Raw genomic sequence first — 12793 nt, forward strand, 5'->3', positions numbered from 1 at the left:
CCGTCCTCAGTTCTACTTCCGCACGACCGACGTGACTGGCGCCATCGAGCTGCCAGCCGACAAGGAAATGGTCATGCCCGGCGGACAACGTGTCGATCACCGTCAAGCTGATCAACCCCATCCGCCATGGAAGAAGGCCTGCGCTTCGCCATCCGTGGCAAGGCGGCCGTACCGCTCGCGCCGGCGTCGTGGCCAAGATCATTGGCTTAAAGCGTGAATGTAGGGGTATAGCTCAATTGGCAGAGCGTCGGTCTCCAAAACCGAAGGTTGTAGGTTCGATTCCTACTGCCCCTGCCACTTGATCGTGGCAATTACAAGCCCGCCAGGCCCTGGCGGGCTTCGGTGTCTTGTGGATGCCGAAACTTAAAGTAAGAAACCAGTTAAGTATGGCCACGTCTCAAGTTGAAACTGTTAGTACGGGCGCTGATAAAGCCAAGCTTGCTGCGGTGGTGGCAATTGTTCTTGCAGCGATTGCCGGGTTCTATTTGCTTGGAAAGCAAGGGCCGATTGTCCAGTGGGCTGCGTTGCTTGTCGGGCTTGCAATTGCGGTAGCTGTGTTTTTGGTGTCTGAGCCTGGCCGTCAGTTCGTGGGTTTCGCGCAGGATGCCTGGCGTGAAGTCAAGAAGGTTGTCTGGCCCACGCGGAAAGAGACGCTTCAAATGACGGCATACGTTTTTGCGTTTGTTGTCATCATGGCGCTTTTTCTCTGGTTCACCGACAAGACCTTGGAATGGGTTTTGTACGATTTGATTCTGGGGTGGAGAAAGTAATGACGGACGCTATCGAAGTCAGCGGCACTGACGCTGCCAGCCCGGCCACTCCTGTGAATCCTGATTTGCGGTGGTACATCGTTCATGCTTATTCCGGCATGGAAAAGGCGGTTGAGCGCAACATCGTGGAGCGCATCGGTCGCGCTGGCATGCAGCAGAAGTTCGGCCGCATTCTCGTTCCGACCGAAGAGGTCGTTGAAATGAAGAATGGTCAGCGCAAGACCACTGAACGTCGACTCTTTCCCGGCTATGTGTTCGTGGAAATGGTCATGGACGATGACACCTGGCACTTGGTCAAGCACACGAACAAGGTGACGGGTTTTGTTGGTGGTGCCAAGAATCGCCCGGCTCCTATTTCTGAAGAAGAAGTTCAGAAGATCGTCAGCCAAATGCAGGAAGGCACGGACAAGCCTCGGCACAAGATTGAATTCATGGTGGGTGAGCTGGTCCGTGTTAAAGAGGGTCCCTTCACCGATTTCAATGGATCCGTCGAGGAAGTCAATTACGAGAAAAGCCGGGTGCGTGTATCGGTGATGATCTTCGGCCGTTCTACACCCGTAGAGTTGGAATTTGGTCAGGTCGAAAAAACCTGATTGTTCGGATTCGCATTTTTCGACTCGGTGCGAATTGTTTGATGAGTCGTAAACCCCGGGGAGCTGAGGCCACTGGCCTAGGCGCTAATACCCGCAAGGAGTAAACTATGGCGAAAAAAAATCGTCGGTTTTATCAAGCTGCAAGTTCCAGCTGGTAAGGCCAATCCATCCCCACCAATTGGCCCTGCACTGGGTCAGCGTGGTCTCAACATCATGGAGTTCTGCAAGGCGTTCAACGCGCAGACCCAAGGTGTGGAGCCAGGTCTGCCACTGCCCGTGGTCATCACGGCATTTGCCGACAAGAGCTTCACCTTCATCATCAAGACGCCGCCTGCGACGACCTTGATCAAGAAGGCCATCAAGCTTGAAAAGGGCTCTGCCAACGCATTGAGCACCAAGGTCGGCAAGATCACTCGTGCGCAGCTCGAAGAGATCGCCAAGACCAAGATGAAGGACATGAACGCTGCCAATGTCGACGCCGCTGTGCGCACGCTGGCCGGTTCCGCTCGCTCGATGGGCGTGACGGTGGAGGGTTTATAAAATGGCCAAGCTGACTAAGAAACAAAAAGCCCTGCAAGCAAAGTCGACAGCAACAAGCTGTACGCGTTCGCTGACGCCGTCGTGATCGTGAAGGAAGCCGCTACGGCCAAGTTCGACGAATCCATCGATGTGGCTGTTCAGCTTGGCATTGATGCCAAGAAGTCTGACCAAGTGGTTCGCGGCGCCGTGGTGCTGCCGAACGGCACTGGCAAGACGACCCGTGTGGCGGTATTTGCCCAAGGCGCCAAGGCTGAAGAAGCCAAGGCTGCTGGCGCTGACATCGTTGGCATGGACGACCTGGCCGCGATGGTCAAGGCCGGTGACATGCCTTTCGACGTGGTGATCGCCGCCCCCGACGCCATGCGCGTTGTGGGTACGCTGGGTCAAATCCTCGGCCCACGCGGTCTGATGCCAAACCCCAAGGTGGGCACTGTGACGCCTGACGTCGCTACGGCCGTGAAGAACGCCAAGGCAGGTCAGGTGCAATTCCGCGTCGACAAGGCCGGTATCGTGCACAGCACGATCGGCCGCCGCTCGTTCGACAATGACAAGCTGCAAGGCAACTTGGCTGCGTTGATCGAAGCGCTGACCAAGGCCAAGCCTGCAACCAGCAAGGGCGTGTACCTGCGCAAGGTGGCTGTGTCTTCCACGATGGGCCTGGGTGTCCGCGTGGATACGCAATCCATCGCAGCGTAATTGCAAGAAATCTTCGAATCCATCCCTGGATGGGTTCGATGTGGTGGGCTGCGGCTGCTTCGGTCGCCGCAGGCCATCCAAGACCGTTGGTGCGCGAACCGGTCGCGCTTAAATCCACAGTGATGCCAACGCAGATGGCGATCCCGCTGCAGATGGAAAATTTTCCTGAACAGTTGGTCGCTGCAACAAGAGCGTGTATGAGGCCTGTGCCGAGTGCGCATTTTAAGGAGTAGACCTTGAGTCTTAATCGCAGTGAGAAAGAAGCGGTCATCAGTGAAGTGACCAGCCTCGCCGCTAAAGCTCAAACGCTTGTGATCGCGGAGTACCGTGGCATCACGGTCGCCGACATGACCAAACTGCGTGTTGATGCTCGCAGCAAGGGCGTGACCCTGAGTGTTCTGAAGAACACCCTGGCTCGCCGTGCTGTGGCTGGCAGCGCGTTTGACGTGGTGGCGGACCAGATGACCGGCCCGCTGATCTATGGCTTCTCCGAAGACGCTGTGGCCGCCGCTAAGGTGGTGGCCGATTTCGCGAAGACCAACGACAAGTTGGTGATTCGCGGTGGCGCTTTCGGTGGCAAAGCCCTGGATATCAACGGCGTTAAGCAACTGGCTAACATTCCTCCCAAGGAAGTTCTGTTGGCTCAGATTTGCGGCTTGCTTATGTCCCCCATTTCGCGTACGGCCGTTGTGCTGGGCGCGTTGGCGGCCAAAAAAAGGCGAAGGCGCTGCCGAAACGGCCGCCGAACCTGTCGCGGCTTGAGTGCCCGGCAAACAACCAACCAATTGTTAGGAAATAAAAATGGCATTCGATAAAGACGCATTTTTTGACCGCGCTGGACAGCATGACGGTTCTGGAACTCAATGAGCTGGTGAAGGCCATTGAAGAAAAGTTTGGCGTGAGCGCAGCCGCTATGGCCGCTCCTGCTGCTGGCGGCGGCGGTGGTGCTGCTGCAGCTGCAGAAGAGCAAACGGAATTCAACGTGGTGCTGACCGAAGCCGGCGCCAACAAGGTGTCCGTGATCAAGGCTGTGCGCGAAATCACCGGCCTGGGCCTCAAGGAAGCCAAGGATCTGGTGGACGGCGCTCCGAAGAACGTCAAGGAAGGCATTGCCAAGGCCGACGCCGAAGCTGCCGTCAAGAAGCTGGTGGAAGCTGGCGCCAAGGCTGAACTCAAGTAATTCGCCTGGATTCCAGGGCTGGGGGCTCCGCAAGGGCTCCCAGCCTTTGGTGCTTATGGGGTTCACGCCCAGAGCGCACCAGAAAGCAGTGCCCACGCCACTGCTTTCTAGTGTCTTCTGACCATCCCGACAGCAGAAGATACCTTGGTTCGGGTGATGTGCAACGCATCGCCGTCCGCCATGGTTGGTAGTGGCCAACCGCCAAGCCTGCAAGGAAGCGCCCTTGCAGGTCAGTCGTCGAAGACCCAGGACTCATGTCTTTGCCCGGAGATCTCATGGCCTATTCCTATACCGAACGCAAGCGGATTCGCAAAAGTTTCGGCAGCCGCGACAGCGTGCTGGAAGTCCCTTACCTGCTGCAGATGCAGAAGGACGCATACACCGCGTTCCTGCAAGCTGACAAAGCCCCCCAGAAAAGAACCGTAGAAGGCTTGCAGGCCGCGTTCGACGCTGCTTTCCCGATCGTCTCGCACAATGGGTTTGTCGAGATGAAGTTCATCGAGTACAACCTCGCCAAGCCGGCATTCGATGTGCGTGAATGCCAGACCCGTGGTTTGACTTTTGCCTCGGCCGTGCGGGCCAAGGTGCAGTTGATCATCTATGACCGCGAGTCCTCCACGTCGCAGTCCAAGGTCGTCAAGGAAGTGAAGGAGCAAGAGGTCTACATGGGCGAGGTGCCTTTGATGACCGACAAGGGCTCGTTCATCATCAACGGCACGGAACGTGTGATCGTTTCGCAGCTGCACCGCTCGCCCGGTGTGTTCTTCGAGCACGACAAGGGCAAGACCCACAGCTCGGGCAAGCTGCTGTTCTCGGCGCGCATCATTCCCTACCGCGGTTCGTGGCTGGACTTCGAGTTCGATCCGAAGGACATCCTGTATTTCCGCGTGGACCGTCGCCGCAAGATGCCGGTCACGATCCTGCTGAAGGCCATCGGCCTGAACCCCGAGTCGATCCTGGCGAACTTTTTCGTCAACGACAACTTCCGCCTGATGGACAGCGGCGCGCAGATGGAGTTCGTCTCCGACCGCCTGCGTGGCGAAGTGGCGCGTTTCGACATCACCGACAAGTCGGGCAAGGTGGTCGTGGCCAAGGACAAGCGCGTCACGGCCCGCCACACCCGCGAACTGGAGCAGTCCGGCACCACGCACATCAGCGTGCCCGAAGACTTCCTGATCGGCCGCGTGGTGGCGCGCAACATCGTCGACGGCGACACTGGCGAAATCATTGCCAAGGCCAACGAAGAGCTGACCGAAGCGCTGCTCAAGAAGCTGCGCTCCGCCGGCGTGCAGGACCTGCAGGTCATCTACACGAACGAACTCGACCAGGGCGCCTACATCTCGCAGACGCTGCGCATCGACGAAACGGTGGACGAATTCGCTGCGCGCGTGGCGATCTACCGCATGATGCGCCCCGGCGAGCCGCCGACGGAAGACGCGGTGCAGGCCTTGTTCCAGCGCCTCTTCTACAACCCTGACACGTACGACCTGTCGCGCGTGGGGCGCATGAAGTTCAACGCCAAGATCGGCCGCGACGAATCCACCGGCCCGATGGTGCTCTCCAACGAAGACATCCTGGCCGTGGTCAAGATCCTCGTGGACCTGCGCAACGGCAACGGCGAAGTCGATGACATCGATCACCTGGGCAACCGCCGCGTGCGTTGCGTGGGCGAGTTGGCTGAGAACCAGTACCGCACCGGTCTGGCGCGTATCGAGAAGGCCGTGAAGGAGCGTCTGGGCCAGGCCGAACAAGAGCCGCTGATGCCGCACGACCTGATCAACTCCAAGCCGATTTCCGCGGCGCTCAAGGAGTTCTTCGGTGCGTCCCAGCTGTCGCAGTTCATGGACCAGACCAACCCGCTGGCCGAAATCACCCACAAGCGCCGCGTATCGGCCCTTGGCCCGGGTGGTCTGACCCGCGAGCGTGCCGGTTTCGAAGTGCGCGACGTGCACGTGACCCACTATGGCCGCGTGTGCCCGATCGAAACGCCGGAAGGCCCGAACATCGGGCTGATCAACTCGCTGGCCCTGTACGCCCGCCTGAACGAGTACGGTTTCATCGAAACCCCGTATCGCCGTGTGGTGGACGGCAAGGTGACCGACCAGATCGATTACCTCTCCGCCATCGAAGAAGGCAAGTACGTGATCGCCCAGGCGAATGCCACGCTCGACAAGGAAGGCCGCCTCACGGGCGACCTGGTGTCGGCACGTGAAAAGGGCGAGTCGACCTTGCTGAGCGCCGAGCGCGTGCAGTACATGGACGTGTCGCCTGCACAGATCGTGTCCGTCGCCGCCTCGCTCGTGCCGTTCCTCGAGCACGACGACGCGAACCGCGCACTGATGGGCGCCAACATGTCCCGCCAGGCCGTGCCCGTGCTGCGTCCGGAAAAGCCCATGGTGGGCACCGGTATCGAGCGCGTGGCCGCCGTGGACTCGGGCACCGTGGTGACCGCCAACCGCGGTGGTGTGGTGGACTATGTGGATGCGACCCGCATCGTGGTCCGCGTGAACGACGCGGAAGCGGTGGCCGGTGAAGTGGGCGTGGACATCTACAACCTCATCAAGTACCAGCGTTCCAACCAGAACACCAACATCCACCAGCGCCCCATCGTCCAGAAGGGCGATGTGCTGGCCAAGGGGGATGTGATCGCCGACGGCGCATCGACGGACTTCGGCGAGATCGCCATCGGCCAGAACATGCTGATCGCGTTCATGCCCTGGAACGGCTACAACTTCGAAGATTCGATCCTGATCTCCGAACGCGTCGTGGCAGAAGACCGCTACACCTCGATCCACATCGAGGAACTGGTGGTCATGGCCCGCGACACGAAGCTGGGCGCCGAAGAAATCACGCGCGACATTCCGAACCTGTCGGAGCAGCAGCTGAACCGCCTGGACGAGTCCGGCATCATCTACGTGGGTGCCGAAGTGCAACCCGGCGATACGCTGGTGGGCAAGGTCACGCCGAAGGGCGAGACCACGCTGACGCCCGAAGAGAAGCTGCTGCGCGCCATCTTCGGCGAGAAGGCTTCCGACGTGAAGGACACCTCGCTGCGCGTGGACCAGGGCTCGCAAGGCACCGTGATCGACGTGCAGGTGTTCACCCGCGAAGGCATCCAGCGCGACAAGCGCGCCCAGCAGATCATCGACGACGAACTCAAGCGCTTCCGCCTGGACCTGAACGACCAGCTGCGCATCGTGGAAGCCGACGCGTTCGACCGGATCGAAAAGCTGCTGAACGGCCGCGTGGCCAACGGCGGCCCGCAAAAGCTGGCCAAGGGCACGAAGATCGACAAGGCCTACCTGGCCTCCGTCGAGAAGTTCCACTGGTTCGACATCCGCCCGGCGGAAGACGAAGTGGCCACGCAGCTCGAGTCGATCAAGAACTCGCTGGAGCAGACGCGCCACAGCTTCGATCTGGCTTTCGAGGAAAAGCGCAAGAAGCTCACGCAAGGCGACGAGCTGCCTGCGGGCGTGCTGAAGATGGTCAAGGTGTACCTGGCCGTCAAGCGCCGCCTGCAGCCCGGCGACAAGATGGCCGGCCGCCACGGCAACAAGGGTGTGGTGTCCAAGATCGTCCCGGTCGAAGACATGCCCTACATGGCCGACGGCACCCCTGCCGACATCGTGCTGAACCCGCTGGGCGTGCCATCGCGCATGAACATCGGACAGGTGCTCGAAGTGCACTTGGGCTGGGCCGGCAAGGGCATCGGCCAGCGCATCGGCAACATGCTGCAGGAGCAGGCCAAGGCGGCCGACATGCGCAAGTTCCTCGAAGAGGTGTACAACTCGCGCGGCCGCAAGGAAGACCTGTCGCAGTTCAACGACGATGAACTGATGGCCATGGCCGGTCACCTCACCAACGGCGTGCCGTATGCCACCCCGGTGTTCGACGGCGCTTCGGAAGAAGAGATCAAGGACATGCTCAAGATCGCCTATCCGGACGACATCGCCGAGCGCAAGGGCCTGACCTCCGCACGCACGCAGGCGTACCTGTTCGACGGCCGCACCGGCGAGCGCTTCGAGCGCCCGACCACCATCGGCTACATGCATTACCTGAAGCTGCACCATTTGGTGGACGACAAGATGCATGCCCGCTCCACGGGTCCTTACTCGCTCGTCACGCAGCAGCCTCTGGGCGGCAAGGCCCAATTCGGTGGCCAGCGTTTCGGGGAAATGGAAGTGTGGGCGCTGGAAGCCTATGGCGCCGCTTACGTGCTGCAGGAAATGCTGACCGTGAAGTCCGACGACGTGCAGGGCCGTACCAAGGTGTACGAGAGCATCGTCAAGGGCGAACACGCCATCGAGGCCGGCATGCCGGAATCGTTCAATGTGCTGGTCAAGGAAATCCGTTCCCTGGGCCTGGACATCGAACTCGAACGTTCTTAATCGAAGGGACTAGGTTTATGAAGTCACTACTCGACCTGTTCAAGCAATTCACCCCGGACGAGCATTTCGATGCCATCCGCATCGGCATGGCGTCGCCCGAGAAGATCCGTTCGTGGTCTTTCGGCGAAGTGAAGAAGCCCGAGACCATCAACTACCGCACGTTCAAGCCCGAGCGCGACGGTCTGTTCTGCGCCAAGATTTTTGGCCCCATCAAGGACTACGAATGCCTGTGCGGCAAGTACAAGCGCCTCAAGCACCGCGGTGTGATCTGCGAGAAGTGCGGCGTTGAAGTCACGCAGACCAAGGTGCGCCGCGAGCGCATGGGCCACATCGATCTGGCGGCGCCTTGCGCCCACATCTGGTTCCTGAAGTCGCTGCCATCGCGCCTGGGCCTGGTGCTGGACATGACGCTGCGCGACATCGAGCGCGTGCTGTATTTCGAAGCGTATGTGGTGACCGACCCCGGCATGACCCCGCTGAAGAAGTTCAGCATCATGTCCGAGGACGACTACGACGCCAAGCGCAAGGAATACGGTGACGAGTTCATCGCCAAGATGGGCGCGGAAGGCATCAAGGATCTGCTCGAAGCCATCGATATCGACCTCGAAATCGAAAAGCTGCGCGGCGATCTGACCGGCTCCGAAGTCAAGGTCAAGAAGAATGCCAAGCGCCTGAAGGTGCTGGAAGCCTTCAAGAAGTCCGGCATCAAGCCCGAGTGGATGGTGCTGGACGTGCTGCCCGTGCTGCCGCCGGACCTGCGTCCGCTGGTGCCGCTGGACGGTGGCCGCTTCGCGACCTCCGACCTGAACGACCTGTATCGCCGCGTCATCAACCGCAACTCGCGCCTGCGCCGCCTGCTGGAGCTGAAGGCCCCGGAAATCATCGCGCGCAACGAAAAGCGCATGCTGCAGGAAGCCGTCGATTCGCTGCTGGACAACGGCCGCCGTGGCAAGGCCATGACGGGCGCGAACAAGCGCGCCCTCAAGTCGCTGGCCGATATGATCAAGGGCAAGAGTGGCCGCTTCCGCCAGAACTTGCTGGGCAAGCGCGTGGACTACTCCGGTCGTTCCGTGATCACCGTGGGCCCGACGCTCAAGCTGCACCAGTGCGGTCTGCCCAAGCTGATGGCGCTGGAGCTGTTCAAGCCTTTCATCTTCTCGCGCCTGGAAGCCATGGGCATCGCGACGACGATCAAGGCCGCCAAGAAGGAAGTCGAATCCGGCACGCCGGTGGTGTGGGACATCCTGGAAGAGGTCATCAAGGAACACCCGGTCATGCTGAACCGTGCGCCCACGCTGCACCGTTTGGGCATCCAGGCGTTCGAGCCCATCCTGATCGAAGGCAAGGCCATCCAGCTGCACCCGCTCGTCTGCGCGGCCTTCAACGCCGACTTCGACGGTGACCAGATGGCCGTTCACGTGCCGCTGTCCGTGGAAGCGCAGATGGAAGCCCGCACGCTGATGCTGGCCTCCAACAACGTGCTGTTCCCGGCCTCGGGCGAGCCCTCCATCGTCCCGTCGCAAGACGTGGTGCTGGGCCTGTACTACGCCACCCGCGATCGCATCAACGGCAAGGGCGAAGGCCTGGTGTTCGCCGACACCGGCGAAGTGCAGCGCGCGCTCGATGCCAACGAGGTCGAGCTGGCCGCGCGCATCACGGTGCGCCTGACCGAGTGGACCAAGGACAAGGAAACGCGTGAATTCGTGCCTTCCACGTCGCTGGTGGAAACGACGGCCGGCCGGGCGCTGCTGTCCGAGATCCTGCCCAAGGGCCTGCCCTTCAGCAACATCAACAAGGCGCTGAAGAAGAAGGAAATCTCCAAGCTCATCAACGTGAGCTTCCGCAAGTGCGGCCTGAAGGAGACGGTGGTCTTCGCCGACAAGCTGCTGCAGAACGGTTTCCGTCTCGCCACGCGCGCCGGTATTTCCATCTGCGTGGACGACATGCTGGTGCCGCCGCAGAAGGCCGGGATCATCGAGCGTTCCGAGAAGGAAGTGAAGGAGATCGAGCAGCAGTACGTGTCCGGTCTGGTGACGGCTGGCGAACGCTACAACAAGGTGGTGGACATCTGGGGCAAGGCCGGCGACGAAGTGTCGAAGGTCATGATGGCCCAGCTGGCCAAGCAAAAGACCACCGACCGCCACGGCAACGAGGTGGACCAGGAGTCGTTCAACTCCATCTACATGATGGCCGACTCCGGCGCCCGCGGCTCCGCAGCGCAGATTCGCCAGCTGGCCGGCATGCGCGGCCTGATGGCCAAGCCGGACGGCTCCATCATCGAGACCCCCATCACGGCCAACTTCCGTGAAGGGCTGAACGTGTTGCAGTACTTCATCTCCACCCACGGTGCCCGTAAGGGCCTGGCGGATACGGCGCTGAAGACGGCCAACTCGGGCTACCTCACCCGCCGTCTGGTGGACGTGACGCAGGATCTCGTGGTGACCGAAGAAGACTGCGGCACCTCCAATGGCTCGCTGATGCGCGCCATCGTCGAGGGCGGTGAAGTCATCGAATCGCTGCGCGACCGTATCCTGGGCCGCACCACGGCCGACGAAGTGCTGCACCCCGAAACGCGCGCAGTGCTGGCCCCTGCCGGCCAGATGCTCGACGAAGACCTCATCGAGGAACTCGAAGTCGCCGGCGTGGACGAGGTGAAGGTGCGCACGGCGCTGACCTGCGAAACCCGCTACGGCCTGTGTGCCAAGTGCTACGGACGCGATCTGGGCCGCGGCGGCCTGATCAACCTCGGCGAAGCCGTGGGGGTGATCGCTGCCCAGTCCATCGGCGAACCCGGCACGCAGCTGACCATGCGCACGTTCCACATCGGTGGCGCCGCTTCGCGCGCTGCCATTGCATCGAGCGTGGAGGCCAAGTCCAACGGCGTGATCGGCTTCAACGCCACGATGCGCTACGTGAGCAACACCAAGGGCGAGCTGGTGGTGATCGCCCGTTCCGGCGAGATCGTCATCCATGACGAACACGGCCGCGAGCGCGAGCGCCACAAGGTGCCGTACGGTGCGACGCTGGCGGTCAAGGCCGACCAGACGGTCAAGGCCGGCACCATCCTCGCCAACTGGGACCCGCTGACCCGCCCGATCATCACGGAGTTCGCCGGCCAGGTGAAGTTCGAGAACGTCGAGGAAGGCCTCACGGTCGCCAAGCAGGTGGACGATGTAACGGGTCTGTCCACGCTGGTCGTGATCGATCCGAAGCGCCGCGGCTCCGCCAAGGTGGTGCGCCCGCAGGTCAAGCTGATCGACGCGCAAGGCCAGGAAGTGAAGATCCCCGGCACCGACCACTCGGTGACCATCGGCTTCCAGATCGGCTCGCTGATCCAGGTGCGCGATGGCCAGGACGTGGGCCCCGGCGAAGTGCTGGCGCGGATTCCGGTCGAAGGCCAGAAGACCCGCGACATCACCGGCGGTCTGCCCCGCGTGGCCGAACTGTTCGAAGCGCGCTCGCCCAAGGACAAGGGCATGCTGGCCGAGATCACCGGCACGGTGTCCTTCGGCAAGGAAACCAAGGGCAAGGTGCGCCTGCAGATCACCGATCCGGACGGCAAGGTCTGGGATGAACTGATCCCCAAGGAAAAGAACATCCTGGTGCACGAAGGCCAGGTCGTGAACAAGGGCGAGTCCGTGGTGGACGGCCCGGCCGATCCGCAGGACATCCTGCGCCTCCTGGGCATCGAAGAGCTGTCGCGCTACATCGTCGATGAAGTGCAGGACGTGTACCGCTTGCAGGGCGTGAAGATCAACGACAAGCACATCGAGGTGATCGTTCGCCAGATGCTGCGCCGCGTCGTGGTCGAGGCCCCGGGCGAGTCCAACTACATCGCCGGCGAGCAGGTCGAGCGTTCGGAGATCCTGAACACGAACGAGGCACTGCAGGCCGCAGGCAAGATCCCTTCGACGTACAGCAACGTGCTGCTGGGGATCACCAAGGCTTCGCTGTCGACCGATTCCTTCATCTCGGCCGCTTCCTTCCAGGAAACGACCCGCGTGCTCACCGAGGCTGCCATCATGGGCAAGCGCGACGAGCTGCGTGGCCTGAAGGAAAACGTCATCGTGGGTCGCCTGATCCCTGCCGGTACCGGCCTGGCCTACCACCAGGCGCGCAAGGCCAAGGAAGCCATGGACGACGCCGAGCGCCGCGCCATCGCCGATGCCGAAGCCGCTGAAATGGCTGCCACGACCGAAGACTCGTCCGACGTCGAAAGCACCACCAGCCTGGGCGATGCCACGGCCCAATAAGCCACGGTACGCTCCCTGAAACGCTCCCGCTCTGCGCTTTGGCAGACCGGGAGCGTTTTCTTATCCGTCTTCTCTTTTTTTCTGCGCCGAGCCCGCGGACCCCTGCGGGCTCGGCAGACGCAATGCTGTCCTCCTGGATCTTTCTTGCCCTGCTGCTGTTCTGGGCCGTGGGTGCCTACAACCGGATCGTGCGATTGCGCTCGGCCGCCATCCAGGCCTTCGGTGGCCTGGACGCACACCTCATGCGCATGATGGCCATGCTGGGTGAATACGAGGCCGCGCAGGGTCCCGCGCCCGCGGCCCATGCCGATGCGCGGGCGGCGCTGTGGGCCGCCACCACCCAGTTCGGCGCGTCGCTGGCCGTAGCGCGGGT

At 61.4% G+C, this 12793-nt stretch carries 5 protein-coding genes, 1 tRNA gene and 5 pseudogenes; all 11 read left to right on the plus strand.

What is annotated here, in order from left to right; genetic code table 11:
• A pseudogene (locus tag AC27IO_RS14000) lies at positions 1 to 203 on the plus strand (EF-Tu C-terminal domain-related protein); the annotation flags it as partial.
• 18 nt (positions 204 to 221) lie between these two features.
• Positions 222 to 297 (plus strand) — tRNA-Trp (locus AC27IO_RS14005).
• Between the two features lie 89 nt (positions 298 to 386).
• Positions 387 to 770 (plus strand): preprotein translocase subunit SecE, encoded by a 384-nt coding sequence (gene secE, locus AC27IO_RS14010; protein ID WP_272550594.1) that lies wholly within the window; start codon positions 387 to 389, stop codon positions 768 to 770.
• Positions 770 to 1363 (plus strand): transcription termination/antitermination protein NusG, encoded by a 594-nt coding sequence (gene nusG / locus AC27IO_RS14015; RefSeq protein WP_272566782.1) that lies wholly within the window; start codon positions 770 to 772, stop codon positions 1361 to 1363. Before secE ends, nusG begins: the two co-directional genes overlap by 1 nt.
• A gap of 87 nt (positions 1364 to 1450) precedes the next feature.
• A complete protein-coding gene (gene rplK / locus AC27IO_RS14020) occupies positions 1451 to 1903 on the plus strand; it encodes a 50S ribosomal protein L11 (RefSeq protein WP_498739261.1) in 453 nt (150 codons plus the stop codon).
• Position 1904: 1 nt separating this feature from the next.
• Positions 1905 to 2599 (plus strand): annotated as a pseudogene (gene rplA, locus AC27IO_RS14025) (50S ribosomal protein L1).
• Between the two features lie 236 nt (positions 2600 to 2835).
• Positions 2836 to 3361 (plus strand): annotated as a pseudogene (rplJ, locus tag AC27IO_RS14030) (50S ribosomal protein L10).
• 39 nt (positions 3362 to 3400) lie between these two features.
• Positions 3401 to 3779, plus strand: a pseudogene (gene rplL / locus AC27IO_RS14035) (50S ribosomal protein L7/L12).
• 275 nt (positions 3780 to 4054) lie between these two features.
• Positions 4055 to 8167, plus strand: a complete 4113-nt coding sequence (gene rpoB, locus AC27IO_RS14040) for a DNA-directed RNA polymerase subunit beta (protein WP_284414555.1) — start codon at positions 4055 to 4057, stop codon at positions 8165 to 8167.
• A gap of 17 nt (positions 8168 to 8184) precedes the next feature.
• Entirely contained in the window at positions 8185 to 12420 is a 4236-nt protein-coding gene (rpoC, locus tag AC27IO_RS14045) for a DNA-directed RNA polymerase subunit beta' (RefSeq protein WP_272566789.1), read from the plus strand.
• A gap of 122 nt (positions 12421 to 12542) precedes the next feature.
• Positions 12543 to 12793, plus strand: a pseudogene (locus tag AC27IO_RS14050) (LemA family protein); the annotation flags it as partial.

The organism is Acidovorax sp. KNOB132 (assembly GCF_057541515.1).

What these genes read in the sequence shown, in the direction of transcription:
- secE (WP_272550594.1), top strand. Translation starts at nt 387, where the DNA reads ATGGCCACGTCTCAAGTTGAAACTGTTAGTACGGGCGCTGATAAAGCC.
- nusG (WP_272566782.1), top strand. Translation starts at nt 770, where the DNA reads ATGACGGACGCTATCGAAGTCAGCGGCACTGACGCTGCCAGCCCGGCC.
- rpoB (WP_284414555.1), top strand. Translation starts at nt 4,055, where the DNA reads ATGGCCTATTCCTATACCGAACGCAAGCGGATTCGCAAAAGTTTCGGC.
- rpoC (WP_272566789.1), top strand. Translation starts at nt 8,185, where the DNA reads ATGAAGTCACTACTCGACCTGTTCAAGCAATTCACCCCGGACGAGCAT.